This window comes from Candidatus Arthromitus sp. SFB-mouse-NL, assembly GCF_000709435.1.
Classification (GTDB): Bacteria; Bacillota; Clostridia; order Clostridiales; family Clostridiaceae; genus Dwaynesavagella.
On sequence record NZ_CP008713.1, the window covers coordinates 641,334 to 656,593 of the forward strand.

The window sequence follows — 15,260 nt, forward strand, 5'->3', positions numbered from 1 at the left end:
CTTAGGTATAAAATTAGCCTAAGTATTTTATTTTAATTTCATAGGAGATCTGATGAGTAAGTATGCAAAAGTAATTATACAATCTATAAGTGATAAGTTAGATAAATTCTTTACATATATAATACCAGATGAGATGAAGGATGAAGTTTCTTTAGGAAGTGTTGTGAAGCTTCATTTTGGATTTAATAAGAAATTAGTTTTTGGATTTGTTTTTGAGATATTAGATGAGGAAGATTTATTTGAAGATGATAAAAAGTATTTAGATAAAATAAAGAGTTTAAATTCTATTGACAAGAGATTTCACTTGAATAACGATTCATTGGAGCTTATTAAATATATTCGAAATAAATATTTATCTTCTTATTATGAAGCTATATCTTTATTTATACCTTCAAAGTTTTTAGATGATGCAAGTTTAAAGATAAAGGATTATTTGTACTTGGATTGTGAGGTTGCTGTTCCTGAAAGATTTAAGAAAGATCCATATATAAGCATAATGGAATTTGTTTTTAGCAATCCGAATGTTTATGATAAAAATGAATTAAGTAAGATTAATAATTTTTCTAAGAGCTCTATATCTACTCTCATAAAACATGGAATATTGAAGATTAATTCTAAAGAAAGGTCTATATTACCATCTTTTCGAGATTCAACTTATACAAAAAAACACCTTAACGATGAACAAAAAACAGTTTATAATGAGGTTATACATGGAGATGAGAAGATTTTCTTAGTTCATGGGGTTACTGGTAGTGGCAAGACGGAAGTTTATTTATCAATATTTAAAAATTTTGTTAGTAGAGGTTATGATTGTTTAATACTTGTACCAGAAATTTCTCTTACTCCTCAAATGATTGATAGAGTGAGAGAACAGTTTGATAATGATGTAGTTATATATCACAGTAAGTTAACTACTAATGAACGTTTTACCGAGTGGCAAAAAATTAATAGTGGTAAAGTTAAGGTTGCTATAGGAACTCGTTCAGCTTTATTTTTGCCTTTTAAAAATTTGGGATGTATTGTAATTGATGAGGAACATGAGAGTACATATAAGTCTGATAGTGATCCAAAGTATTTGGTGAGAGATATTGCTGTTAAATATTCTGAACTTAAGGATGATTTAAAGATTGTACTTGGATCAGCAACACCAAGTATAGAATCGTATACTATGGCAAAAAATAGAAAATATAAACTTTTAACCATTAAAAATAGAGTTAATAATAGAAGTTTCCCAAATGTTTTTGCTGTTAATATGAAAGATGAACTTAAGTGTGGGAACAAATCTATTTTTAGTAGACTTTTGTATGATAAGATAAATGATAGGATCTCTAAGTCTGAACAAGTAATATTGTTTATTAATAAGCGTGGTTTTTCCAGTTTTGTTTCATGTAGAGCTTGCGGATATGTATACAAATGTAAGTATTGTGATATAACATTGACATACCATGGTAATAATAGTCATTTGATATGTCATTACTGTGGATATGCACAAGCTATGAGTAACATATGCGTGGAATGTGGAAGTAACTATGTCAAACATTTTGGAATTGGTACAGAGAAAGTTGAGTTTATAACTAAAAAGATATTTCAGAATGCTAGAGTTTTAAGAATGGATTTTGACACGACTAGAAGAAAGGATTCATATTCTAAATTTTATGATGAAATTAAAAACAAGAATGTCGATATTGTTATTGGAACTCAGATGATTGCCAAAGGATTTGATTTTGAAGATGTTACTCTTGTCGGTGTTTTAGCGGCAGATTTGAGTATGAATGTTCCGGATTATAAAGCTTATGAAAGAACATTTCAACTTTTGAATCAGGTTTCTGGAAGATCTGGTAGAGGATCAAAATTGGGTGAAGTATGTATACAAACATATAATCCAGAGAATTATGTTATAAAACATTCAATGAATAATGATTATGAATCATTTTATAATGATGAAATTAAGCTCAGAAAGATGCTTGATTATCCACCATTTGTGGATATATTAAATATATTATTCCAAGCAAAAGATGAAAATTTATATACTGAAGTTCTTATTCCCTTATATAGGGAACTTAAAAGTAAGTTTGGAATAAAATATCAAATTTTAGGTCCTTCATCTTGTATGATATCTAAAATTAATGATTATTATAGGTGGCAGATTATTTTTAAAGGGGATCAGGATAATGAAACCTATAATAATATAAAGGTTTTAATCAATGATAAATTGAGTAATGTAAAATCTAAATATAAAATTAGTTTTGATGTAAATCCATATTCAATATTTTAAGGAGGAAAGTTAAATGGCATTGAGACAAATAAGAGTTGATGGAGATGAAATTTTAAGAAAGATAAGTAAAAAAGTTGATGTAATAGACGATAGTTTAAAAAGTCTAGTAGATGATATGTTTGAAACTATGTATCATGCTGATGGAGTTGGATTAGCAGCACCACAGATCGGTATATTGAAAAGAATAATAGTTATTGATATAGAAGTTATAAAAAAAGTTATGATAAATCCAGAAATAATTTCTGAGAGTACAACAGATATGCAAGATGGTCCAGAAGGATGTTTAAGTGTTCCAGGTATTGAGGATACTGTAAGGCGTCCAAAGCTTTTAACTGTTAGATATATGAATTTAGATGGAGAGATTGTAACAGAGGAAGCAAGAGATTTATATGCAAGAGTTATTTGTCATGAGGTAGATCATTTAAATGGAATTTTATTTACAGATAAAGTTTTAAAATAATAAGAAGGTGTTTGCTTTGTTTAAAGATAAATTTAATGTATTGTTTATGGGAACTCCAGAGTTTGCAGTTGATACACTCGAGATGCTTATACATAACCATAATGTTTTAGCTGTTGTAACTCAACCAGATAAACCTCAGGGTAGGGGATATAAATTAAAGTCATCACCTGTTAAAGAGGTTGCACTTAAATATAGTATAGATGTATATCAGCCTGATAAAGTTAAGGATAATGATGAATTTATTAATAAAATTAGAAATATGGATTTGGATTTAATTATTGTTGTTGCTTATGGTAAAATATTACCATCAGATATTTTAAATATACCTAAGTTTGGATGTATAAATTCTCATGCTTCATTGTTACCAAGACATAGAGGAGCAGCACCTATTAATTTTGCTATAATATCAGGAGATAATAAGAGTGGAATAACTACAATGTTTATGGATGAAGGGTTAGATACGGGTGATATAATTGAAAAATATGAAGTGGAAATTGAAGATTATATGACTGCAGGTCAATTACATGATAAATTGAAACTAATAAGTGCTTATGGTATGAAGGATACACTTCAAAAAATTAAAAATGGAACCATAAAGAGACAAAAGCAAGATGATTCGAAAAGCACATATGCTCCTATTATCACGAAAGAATTTGCTCATATTGATTTTTCTAAATCTGCACGGGATATATTAAATTTAATAAAAGGATTAAATCCGTGGCCTGTTGCATATTGTTTATATGAAGAAAAAAAAATAAAATTATATGAGGCTAAAGAGGTTTCGATTAATGAAGATAAATATATAGATTTTAGTTATGGTCAAATAGTAGAAATTAATGATGATGGACTTTTAGTTAAATGTGGACAAGGATTTATTTTAATAACTACCATACAATTTGAAAATAAAAAAGTTATGTCTATTAAATCTTTTTTAAATGGTAATATTATAAGTAAAGTTAGATTGAATTAAGGAGTGATTTTAATGTTTTATTTTGATAGGACGATAATTTTGTTAATACCTGCAATAATTGTTAGTGCTATTGCTCAATTTAAAATTTCATCTGCTTATAATAAATATTCTAAAGTTACAAACCAAAGAGGAATTACTGGAGAACAGGCAGCTATTAATATTTTGAAGGCAAATGGAATTTATGATGTTGAAGTGGAAATGGTAAATGGTCGTATGACAGATCATTATGATCCTAGAGCGAAAAAATTGAGATTATCACAAGAGGTTTATTTTGGAACGTCAATAGCAGCAGTTGGAATTGCATCTCATGAGGTGGGTCATGCGATACAACATAATGTTAGTTACACACCTTTAATTTTAAGAAATGCTATTGTTCCAGCAGTAAATTTTGGAGCTGGATTCTCTTGGATATTATTTTTATTAGGTTTAATAATGGGTATCAAGCCATTACTTTCTATTGGGATAGTTTTATTTTCACTTACAGTTATATTTCAATTGATAACACTTCCTGTTGAATTTAATGCGTCAAATAGGGCGATAAAGTCAATTAAAAACATGGGATTATTAGTTGGCAATGAAGTTAATGGCGCAAAAAGTGTTTTATCATCAGCAGCATTAACGTATGTAGCAGCAGCACTAATGTCGATTATGAGCTTACTCAGACTTATAGTATTAGCAAGGGGAGACGAATGATAAATAATTTAAGATATGATTGTGTTATTATACTTGATGAAGTCTTAAATAGAGGTGCTTATTCGAATATTACACTTAAAGATTATTTAGATAAATCGAGTTTAAAAGATATAGATAAAAGATTGGTTACAGAGATTGTTTATGGGACAATACGTTATAAGTTAACTATCGATGATATATTAAATAAGTTTGTTAAGAAACTTGATGAAAATAATATTTCAACTATTATTCTTAGAAGTGCAATTTATCAATTGAAGTATCTTGATAAAATTCCTGAATATTCTGTTTTAAATGAGAGTGTGGAAGTTGCTAAAAGGTTGTGTAAGAATAAAAGTGGATTTGTGAATGGAGTTTTAAGAAATTATTTGAGAAATAAGAAATTCATTGATAGTGGTAAGAATACTCTGCAATATGAGTATTCTTTTTCTTCATGGATGGTAAAATTATTTAAGTCTCAATATCCTAAAAATTATATAGAATTGATGAGGGCTTTGAATAAAAGAAGTGAAACTTGTTATAGGATAAATTCTAAAATGATTTCTAAGCAAGATTTTATAGAAAGGTTTAAAGATGAATTTAGAATTGAAGATATCAAAGAGTTTAAAAATTCTATAAAAATAAAATCTCCAATTAACATATCTAAACTAGATTTATATAAAAACGGATTTATTAGTGTTCAAGGTTTGAGTTCTCAGATAGCCTGTGAAATATTAAATCCTAAAGAAGGTGATGTAATTATTGATTTATGTGCAGCACCTGGAGGAAAGTCTACATATATTGCTGAACTTTCAAATGATAAGTGTAAATTGATTTCTTGTGATATATATGATCACAAGATAGACCTAATTAAAAATAGTGCAAACAGGTTGAAACTCAGTTCTATAGATTGCTTTATAAATGATGCTACTATTTTGAATGAGAAGTTTATTGATAAGGCAGATAAGGTTTTGGTTGATGCTCCGTGTTCGGGATTGGGAGTAATTAATAAGAAACCTGAAATAAAATGGTTTAAAAATACTTATGATTTGAAAGAAATTATTGATATACAGAGGAAAATTATTTTTAATGCATCAAGATATGTTAAATCAAATGGTGTTTTAATGTATACTACATGCACTCTTAACAAAAATGAAAATGAAGATATAATTAAGTGGTTTTTGGAAACTAATAATGACTTTATTTTAGAGTCGATTGATGATTATGATTTTAGTAATTTATTTTTTGAAAACAATAAAGGAATGATTACTATTTTTCCGACTGAATTGAGCAATGGATTTTTTATAACTAAATTGAGAAAAAATTAAGAGGATTATATGTTTAATGTATTGAATTTTAAAAGTGATGAACTTAGAAAATATTTAGAAGAAAATAAATTTAGAGGATTTAAAGCAAATCAAATAATAGATTGGATTTATAATAAAAAGATTTTTGATTTCGATGATATGACAAATCTTAGTAATATAGAGAGGAAACAATTTAAAGATATTTTAAAAATTGAACTTCCATTAATTGAGAAAGTCCAAAAATCTATAGATGGTACAATTAAATTCTTGTTAAAATTAGTTGATGGAAATTTAATTGAATGTGTGTTTATGGTGTACGATTATGGAAATACTATTTGTATTTCTACTCAGGTTGGATGTGCTATGGGATGTAAATTTTGTGCATCTACTGTAAATGGATTTTTAAGAAATCTTGAATTGTGTGAGCTCATGGGTCAAGTTTTAGTTGTTGAGAGATACACATCGAAAAAAATAAATCGTATAGTTCTTATGGGTACTGGGGAACCGTTGTATAATTATGAGAATATAATAACATTTATACGTGAGATGAGAAGCAAAATGGGTATGAGTAGCAGACATATAACTTTGTCTACTTGTGGAATAGTGCCTAAGATTTATGATTTAGCAAACGAGGGTTTGAGTATAAATCTTGCTATATCGTTGCACGCTATTAATGATGATAAGCGTAAGACAATTATGCCTATAGCAAATAAATATTCTATAAATCAGTTAATTGATGCATGTTTGAATTATTTTGATAAAACTAAGAGGAGGATATCTTTTGAATATCTTCTTATAGATGGTGTTAATGACAGCGATGATGATGTAAGGGAATTAGTTTCTTTGTGCAAGAAAAGTAAGGCTCATGTTAATTTGATACCAGTTAATGAAATAAATGAAAATGATTTTAAAGAATCTAGGAGATTAAAGAAATTTTATAACTATTTGTTGGATTCAGGAGTTAATGTGACAATGAGACAGAAAAAGGGAGTAGATATAGATGCAGCATGTGGTCAGCTTAGATTAAGTTATAGTAAGTAGGGGGATATTCTACAATGGTTGGAGCTATGAGTGATATAGGTAATCTTAGAGTTGTTAATGAGGATTATTTAGATTATTATATATGTGGTAGTTATCAATTATACATTATTGCTGACGGCATGGGAGGACATAATGCTGGTGATATTGCTAGTAAAATCTGTGTTCGAATGATTAAAGAGTATATAATGAAAGAATATTTTGATGGAATTGATTTGGAGTTACTTTTAAAGAATGCTGTTCAATTTGCGAATAGAGAAATTTACTTTAAGTCTTTAGAAAATAAAAAGTATAAGGGTATGGGTACTACTCTTACTCTTTCTCTTGTTCATGGAGATAAAATTTATATTGTTAATGTTGGAGATAGTTGTTTTTTCTCTATAGGTGGTAGTGAGATAACCAAGATAACTAAAGATCATTCATTTGTCCAACAATTAATAGATAATGGTGTATTAAGTCAGGATGAAGCTAAAGATTATCCTAATAGGAATATTATAACTAGATCTGTTGGAATTAATGTTAGTGTAGAAGTAGATATGTTTATTATAGATAATGATAAGAATTTTTATTTGTTGTGTACAGATGGATTAATAAATGAGATAAATCAGGATGAAATAGTTCCATATATAGAAAATAATAAAAATGATTTGTATAAGGCATGTAATGATTTGATTACTTTAGCTAAAGAAAGAGGAGGCAGAGATAACGTATCTCTAATAATTTTTGGAGGCACTAGCAATGATAGGTAAGGTAATAGGTGGCAGATATGAAATAATAGAAAAACTTGGCGAAGGTGGAATGGCTAATGTATATAAGGCCAAGTGTAAAATATTAAAGAGATTTACTACAATTAAGATTCTTAAACAGGAGCTTACTAATGATGAGGAATTTGTACGTAAGTTTAAGGATGAGGCAATGGAAGTTGCTAAGTTATCTGATAATAATATAGTAAAGGTTTATGATATAGGAGTCGAAGATAACTTGCACTATATTGTAATGGAATATATAGATGGAAAGACTTTGAAGGAGTACATAAGTGAAAAAGGAGTACTTTCTATAAAGGAAGCATTAGATTTTAGTATACAAATTTGTAATGGGTTGGTTATTGCCCATGATATAGAATTAATACATAGAGATATAAAGTCTCAAAATATTTTAGTTTCGAATCATGGTAATATAAAAGTGACTGATTTTGGAATAGCAAAGTCCTCTGATTCTGCCACAATAACTAATTCAGGAAAGATATTAGGATCGGCATATTACATATCTCCAGAACAGGCTCGTGGAAATTTCGTAGATTGTAGAAGTGATATTTATTCTTTTGGTGTTGTGATGTATGAAATGTTTACAGGAAGGTTACCATTTACTCATGGAACGCCGGTTAATGTTGCGTTGCAACATATACAAGTAGATCCAGTTGAACCTATGGATATAGTTAAGAAATTACCTATTGGGATAAATAATCTTATAATAAAGTGTCTTCAAAAGAATCCTGCATTAAGATATCAAAATTCTAAGGAGTTAAGAGATGATCTGAAAGCACTGCAAAATAATAAAAAGCACTTTGTTACAAGATGTAATATGCTTGATAAAACCACAGTTATGTCTGCAGTAACACCACCAATTCCAACTAAGTTAAAGAAAAATAATGTATTTAGAAATATTGTCATCGTTCTTTTGCTTATACTCGCTATTATTGTTTCAATAATGAGTTTTAAATTTAGTGGGTTAGTTGGAAAATTTTCTGCTGATATCAGTGTTCCTTCATTTTTGGGGAAAACTGGGGTTCAATATGAGCGAGAGTTGGAAGAATTAGGTTTAAATTATAAAGTTTCTGGATATGTGGAAAGTGATTTAGAAAAGAATTTTGTAGTTGATACTTATCCTAAAGAGGGAACAATAGTAAAAAAAGGAGATACGATTAAAATTGTATTAAGTGATGGAGTTGAACTCGTAGATGTTCCTAATATAGTTAATATGACTTTAGATAAAGCTAGATTGGTATTGCAAAGAGAAGGACTTACTATTGGGAATATAGAAGAAAGATTTAGTGATGTATATGAGCGTGGTGTAATAATGATTCAAAATCCTAGTCAGACTTCAAAAATAGGTAAGAATGAAACTATATCTGTTGTTATAAGTAGGGGATCTGAAACGGAACTTGTTGTTGTTCCTCAATTTGTAGGTAAGGATATAGTTGAGGCACAGAATTTAGCTGTATTGAATGGGATTAATATAAAATTGAAGTCGGTTGATACAACTAATCAAGAGAATGATAAGAAAATATTTTATCAGTCTGTTCCAGATGGAATTGAGATTAAGCCAACAGTTGAGATTGAGTTAAGTTATTATAACTATGTTAAAAAGCAATTTGATGATGATACTTCTCCAGATAAAGATTTAGATAAAGAACCAGATGACACTGTTGAAGATAATGTTAAAGATGAGCTTACCAGCAGTGAAAGTAATGATGAGACTGATGAAGGCAATAAAGAAAATTTAATAGGACAAAGTGAAACTATTAATCAAGAAGGTAATATGACTAAGGTACCAGATATAATTGATTACACTGTGAAGGATGCACGTGAAATTCTTAAGGAGAGTGATCTTGAATTAGATGCTAACAATTTTGATGATACAGATGTTATTAAAAAAATTGATTGCTTAGTTGGAGATGAAGTGATTTCAGGGTCGCAAATAAAGATAGAAGAAGTATATTGATATTTATAGCTTTTTAAAAATTTATGTTTAAATTTTTAAAAGCTATTTTTTTAACTATATAAAGTATGATGAGGAATTGTTATGGTAGAGATTGGTGGAATTATAACAAAAGCTATAGATGGTTTTTATTATATATTGGTTGATAAGGAAGAGTATTGTTGTAAATCTAGGAAAAAATTTAGATTTAAAGAAATTGAACCTAAAGTGGGAGATAGAGTAACTATAAAAATAATTGATCGAAATAAAAAAGAAGGAGTTATTGAAAACATTCATAAAAGAGTTTCAGATTTTATAAGACCGCAAATTTCTAATGTTACTCAAATATTTATAGTACTATCTTATTTAGAGCCTAAGATTAATTTTGAAATGTTAAATAAAATGCTTATTAATTTTGAAGCTGATGGAGTTAAAATCAATATAGTAATTAACAAGTGTGATTTACATACAGATGTAGATGATAAAGAAGTTGATGAATTATTTAAAAATTTTCCTTATGATGTGATTAAGATAAGTGTTAAACACGAAAATAACATAGATATTATAAAAGATAAATTATGTAATAATATATCATGTTTTTGTGGGGCATCTGGAGTTGGAAAATCAAGTTTGTTAAATAAGATCGTGGATAAAAATATAATGGATACTTCAACATTGAGTCAAAAAGTCAAAAGAGGTAAGCACACGACTAGGTTTTCACAATTGGTATATATAGATGAGTTAGATGGATATTTAATTGATACTCCAGGATTTAGCTCTGTGAATATTTCAAAACATATAGATATAGATAATTTAAGAGAATATTTCATTGAGTTTAAAGATTATTATGAAGGTTGTAAATTTAGAGGATGTAAGCATATTAATGAAATTAAATGTAATGTAAAACAAGCATTACAGAATGATAATATAAATAGAACAAGATATGAGATGTATGTAAAATTTTATAATAAATTTAATCAAAAGGAGAAGTAATTATATAGTGGAATGTGTTATTTTTGGAAATGGAGGCTTTAATAAATTTGACATAGTGAATAAATTTGTAGATTTAGACAATATATTTACTATTGCTGTTGATGGCGGATGTAATTATTTAATTGAAGAAAATAGAAGGATAGATTTAGCTATAGGAGATTTTGATTCGCTGAAATATAAAGAAGTTATTTACAATAATAGACATATTTTAAAGACAGATATGGATTATAATGATTTAGAAATAGCTATGGATTATTGTTTGAAAAATGGATTTAAAAAGATTTATCTTTTTGGATTTACTGGTAAGAGATCGGATCATTTTCAATTTAATTTGAGAGTGATGCAGAAATTTATTGAACGTGGTTTAGATATAGTTATGATTGATGAGTTTAATGTTATATTAGGATCTATTGGCTGTAATAATTTTGATAGGGGGTCTTATAAATTTTTTTCAATCTTACCTGTATATGACGACACTATTATTTCTATATGCGGTGCAAAGTATAATTTGAATAATTTTCATTTAAATCTTATTGATACTCTTACACTCTCCAATGAATGGATATCGGAAAAAGTAAAAATATCTTCAAATAAATTAATTTTTATTTATTTAATATTTTGAAGATCATAAATTGATTAAACATACAATATATTGGTAGTAAAAGTTTTTTTATTTTTGAAATTAAGGAGAGATGACAATTATGAAGATTATAGCTATAAAGCTACCTAAATGTTTAGCTAAGATAGTTAAAATATTTAAAAAATAAGATATTTAGGTAATAAAGAGTGTGTATCACTCTTTATTATTTTGTTTAAGTACTTAAAATTATTTAAATTAAGAGTAATTTAATTTATCTTAAATGGAAAATATAATTGTAATTGACTCAATAGTAATAGTACTATTATAGTAGGCATTACGAAAAATTAATTAACAAATTTAAATATGAAAGGAAAGTGTGTAGATAATGTTTAGAATTAATACAAAAGTTTTAGGGTTTGGATTGTTTGCTTTTGTATTTTGTTTTGGATCAACTAGTAGAGTAAAGGCTTATGAGAACCAAGTAAGTGAACCTTATACTTGGACAGGCCAAATGAGTAGTGAAGCTGAAGATTACGATTTAAATCTTAGAGAACAAAGAGATACTTTGTTAAAGGAAGTGCTATTCATTAATGATGATGATTTAGAAAGATATCTAGATGATTATAATTTGTTTTATGATGTTTCTGTTCAAAAAGGTAAAGTAGAGGAAGTCGAAGATATTATTACACAATATGAAAAAGAGTATATGTATTACGAATTATTTTTGCTAACTGGAGATGAGGATTTAGCTAATCAATATTATACTGATCCTCAGATTCATTTTAGTTTTGAGAATATAATATAGATGATCTGTAAAGATTGAATCCTGTTAAATGTATATTTTAACAGGATTTTTTATTTAATAAATTAATATAAAATTTGAATTTATATATTTTACAATAAAATATTTTTTTGGTATAATATTAGGTCTGAAATTAAGGATAAATATCTATTTTAAAGGAGCGTTTTTATGGTAGTATTTAGGAAGTCTATATTAGCGGGAATTATAGTTTCTATTGCTGCGTATAATTATCTGTTAAATTATGATACATTATCAAAAATAGTATTTTCTGCTGCATTGTTAGTAATTTTAGCAATGAATTTAAATTTGTATACAAGTAAAATTGCTAAATGGTGTTGTTGTAATGAAGAGTTGACTTGTAAGGTTAAGAATATAGCTATTATTCTTTTAGGTAACTTTATTGCTTGTGTTATATTTGGATATTTGTTTTCTTTTTTAGGTGAAACTCATGCGGGATCAATTTGGGAATCCAAAATGCAGACACCGTTATTAATTGCACTTTTTAAGTCTATAGTAGTTGGTATACTTATGCAAATTGCTGTATTTAGTAAACATGATTTGGTTACTATCGGAATTGTATTATTATTTTTAGGAACTAAAACAGAGCATAGTATAGCAAATATAGTTTATATGAGTGTAGCTAGAGCTTTTTCTTTAAAGTCTTTATTTTATATTGTAATTTGTTTGATAGGAAATGCGATTGGAGGAAGTCTTGTTTATTTATTGAATAAAGACGATAAATCAGCGTCATATTAAATTTATTATGTTTATATGAATAAATCCATTAGGGAGTTATCTCTAATGGATTTATTTTTTTTATTTTAGTAATTATTTAGATAAAAAGAAAATATATATTAATCATTATAATCTACAAGGAGGAAAAATTGGTGAAAGATAATGGATTATTAAATGGTTTGACTAAAGAACAGGTTGAAATAAATGTCAAAGAATTTGGCAAAAATAGAATAAAAGAAAAAAATAAGACCTCTATATTTTCTATTTTATTATCTCAATTCAATGATATTATGATTTGGATTTTAATAGTTGCAACTATAATTTCAGGTATCATAGGAGATGTTGCTGATTCAATTGTAATTGTTGTAATTATTGTAATAAATGCTATACTTGGATTTATTCAGGAATTTAGAACTGAGAAATCTTTAGAGTCACTTAAGAAACTTTCATCACCAACTACTAAAGTTATACGTGACGGAAATTTGAAAATAATAGATGCAGTTGAATTAACTATAGATGATTTGATTTTGTTAGAATCTGGGGATAGGATTCCTGCAGATGCTAAAATTATAAGAGGTGATCTGACTGTAGATGAATCTTTGCTTACTGGTGAGTCCGTAGGAGTTATCAAGACTAATAGAAATAAAGAAAATAATATTTTTATGGGAACTATTGCTTTGAAAGGTAAGGCATATGCTAAAGTTACTAATATTGGTATGAATACTGAAATGGGTAAAATTGCAAATATGCTTCAGGATATTGATGAGGATAAGTCGCCATTAAAAGAAAGATTGGAAGGACTTGGGAAGGTTTTAGTTGTTATATGCTTGTTAATATGTGCTGTAGTTACTGTTATTGGTATAGCAAGAGGACAATCTGTTACAGATATGTTTTTGATTGGTGTGAGTTTGGCTGTTGCAGCAATACCTGAAGGGTTACCTGCTATAGTTACAGTTGCTTTAGCTCTTGGTGTTTCTAAAATGCTTAAGAGGAGAGCTTTGATTAGGAAACTTCCATCAGTTGAAACACTTGGATGTACATCAATAATTTGTAGTGATAAGACAGGGACTTTAACTGAAAATAAAATGTCAGTTAGAGAAGTTTATTTTGATGGTAAGGTTTATGAAAAAAGAGAAGTCGAAGTAGATAAGAATGAAATTTTGAAGGAAATATTTGTAGTATGTAATGATTTTAATATAAATAAGAATGAAAAGAATTTTAAAAATCAAATAATTGCTGATCCGACAGAGAAGGCTCTTATTGAATATTATTTTGATAATGTTGAAAATTTAGTTAGTTATCACAGTTCATTTAAGAAATTGAGTGAAATTCCATTTGATTCTGATAGAAAGATGGCATCTGTAGTTGTAAGAGATCCAAAGACTGATGAAAGTATTTTATTAGCTAAAGGAGCACCAGAAAAAATACTTTTAATGAGTAAATATTATTTACATAAAGGCAATGTTGTTGATCTTACTAATGCTAAAAGGCAGGAAATCATTAAAGAAGTTGAAATGATGTCGCTTAAGGGACTCCGATGCCTTGGAGCAGGATTTAAGAAAAATAATCTTAATGATAAATCTAATTTAGAGAAAGATCTTATTTTTGCAGGTTTTTGTTCAATAATAGATCCACCAAGAAAGGATTCAAAGGATGCTGTTATTAAATGTAAACAAGCAGGAATAAATATGATTATGATCACTGGAGATCATAAAAATACAGCATTTGCGATTGCTAAGGAGCTTCAAATTTGTACAGGATTAAATGAAGTATTAACAGGTGATGATATTGAAAAGATGTCAGATAAAGCCTTATCAAAGGTAATTGATTTCATAAGAGTATTTGCTAGGGTTACACCAAAACATAAATTTAGAATTGTTAAAGCATTTAAAGAAAAAGGACATGTTGTTGCAATGACTGGAGATGGTGTTAATGATGCACCAGCTATAAAAGAAGCTGATATCGGTATTTCGATGGGGATAGCAGGTACAGATGTAACTAAGGAAGCATCTGCCATGATATTGATGGATGATAATTTTAGTACTATAGTTTCTGCAGTTGAGGAAGGAAGAAAGATTTACCTGAATATAAGGAAGTTTATAAGATATCTATTATCTTGTAATATTGGGGAAGTTTTAACAATGTTTCTAGCTTCTATATTCAGTCTTCCAAATCCACTTACTCCTATTCAAATCTTATTTGTTAACTTAGCGACAGATGGACTTCCAGCTCTTGCACTTGGAGTTGATAATTCGCATGATAATATAATGAGTAAACCACCGAGACCACGAAATGAAAGTATTTTTTCAAGAGGTCTTTGGGAAAAAATTTTATTTAGAGGGGCTTTAATTGGAATTAGTACAATATTTACATTTATTATTGGTCTTTATCTTGGTTTTAGTGTACGTACTTGTAGAACTATGACTTTAGCAACTCTTGTATTATCCCAATTGATACATGTGTTTGAATGTAAATCTGAAACAAGAACTTTGTTTGAAATAAATTTATTGTCTAACAAATATTTGTTGTTATCAGTTATTATTTCGGTGGTGATGATTTTTGGAATAATATATATTCCATTTTTCCAAGCTATATTTAAAACTACAAATATAAATTTATTGCAATGGGGAATTGTATTATTATTTTCAGGAATTATAGCAGTTTCTAGTAGTGGATTCGGTTTGATAAAACGAAAGAAGTCTTAAAATAAAAAGGTAAGCTCATTTGCTTACCT

At 28.0% G+C, this 15,260-nt stretch carries 13 protein-coding genes; all 13 read left to right on the forward strand.

Annotated elements, in window-relative coordinates:
- The first annotated feature begins 52 nt into the window (after positions 1-52).
- A complete protein-coding gene (gene priA / locus SFBMNL_RS03110) occupies positions 53-2,275 on the forward strand; it encodes a replication restart helicase PriA (RefSeq protein ID WP_042294501.1) in 2,223 nt (740 codons plus the stop codon).
- A gap of 13 nt (positions 2,276-2,288) precedes the next feature.
- The gene (def, locus tag SFBMNL_RS03115; RefSeq protein WP_005806567.1) at positions 2,289-2,735 is read left to right on the forward strand and encodes a peptide deformylase; all 447 of its coding nucleotides are present in this window, start codon (positions 2,289-2,291) and stop codon (positions 2,733-2,735) included.
- A gap of 16 nt (positions 2,736-2,751) precedes the next feature.
- Positions 2,752-3,705, forward strand: a complete 954-nt coding sequence (fmt, locus tag SFBMNL_RS03120) for a methionyl-tRNA formyltransferase (protein ID WP_007443331.1) — start codon at positions 2,752-2,754, stop codon at positions 3,703-3,705.
- Positions 3,706-3,717: 12 nt separating this feature from the next.
- Positions 3,718-4,398 (forward strand): zinc metallopeptidase, encoded by a 681-nt coding sequence (locus tag SFBMNL_RS03125; RefSeq protein WP_042294505.1) that lies wholly within the window; start codon positions 3,718-3,720, stop codon positions 4,396-4,398.
- Positions 4,395-5,702, forward strand: coding sequence for a 16S rRNA (cytosine(967)-C(5))-methyltransferase RsmB (gene rsmB / locus SFBMNL_RS03130; protein ID WP_144238981.1), 1,308 nt, complete (start codon positions 4,395-4,397; stop codon positions 5,700-5,702). The genes SFBMNL_RS03125 and rsmB overlap by 4 nt, the downstream gene beginning before the upstream one ends.
- A 9-nt stretch (positions 5,703-5,711) precedes the next feature.
- Complete coding sequence (gene rlmN, locus SFBMNL_RS03135) at positions 5,712-6,722, forward strand: 23S rRNA (adenine(2503)-C(2))-methyltransferase RlmN (protein WP_042294507.1); 1,011 nt, start codon at positions 5,712-5,714, stop codon at positions 6,720-6,722.
- Positions 6,723-6,736: 14 nt separating this feature from the next.
- A complete protein-coding gene (locus SFBMNL_RS03140) occupies positions 6,737-7,468 on the forward strand; it encodes a Stp1/IreP family PP2C-type Ser/Thr phosphatase (RefSeq protein WP_005806557.1) in 732 nt (243 codons plus the stop codon).
- On the forward strand, positions 7,458-9,440 hold the full coding sequence (locus SFBMNL_RS03145) for a protein kinase domain-containing protein (protein WP_042294508.1): 1,983 nt from the start codon (positions 7,458-7,460) through the stop codon (positions 9,438-9,440). The genes SFBMNL_RS03140 and SFBMNL_RS03145 overlap by 11 nt, the downstream gene beginning before the upstream one ends.
- An 81-nt stretch (positions 9,441-9,521) precedes the next feature.
- Entirely contained in the window at positions 9,522-10,409 is an 888-nt protein-coding gene (gene rsgA, locus SFBMNL_RS03150) for a ribosome small subunit-dependent GTPase A (protein WP_005806554.1), read from the forward strand.
- Positions 10,410-10,416: 7 nt separating this feature from the next.
- Positions 10,417-11,031 (forward strand): thiamine diphosphokinase, encoded by a 615-nt coding sequence (locus SFBMNL_RS03155; RefSeq protein WP_005806552.1) that lies wholly within the window; start codon positions 10,417-10,419, stop codon positions 11,029-11,031.
- A gap of 343 nt (positions 11,032-11,374) precedes the next feature.
- Complete coding sequence (locus SFBMNL_RS03160; RefSeq protein WP_005806550.1) at positions 11,375-11,794, forward strand: hypothetical protein; 420 nt, start codon at positions 11,375-11,377, stop codon at positions 11,792-11,794.
- A gap of 165 nt (positions 11,795-11,959) precedes the next feature.
- On the forward strand, positions 11,960-12,547 hold the full coding sequence (locus tag SFBMNL_RS03165; protein ID WP_042294509.1) for a formate/nitrite transporter family protein: 588 nt from the start codon (positions 11,960-11,962) through the stop codon (positions 12,545-12,547).
- Positions 12,548-12,678: 131 nt separating this feature from the next.
- Positions 12,679-15,231: a calcium-translocating P-type ATPase, PMCA-type gene (locus SFBMNL_RS03170; RefSeq protein WP_081832572.1), complete on the forward strand. Its 2,553-nt coding sequence runs from the start codon at positions 12,679-12,681 to the stop codon at positions 15,229-15,231.
- Positions 15,232-15,260: the final 29 nt, after the last annotated feature.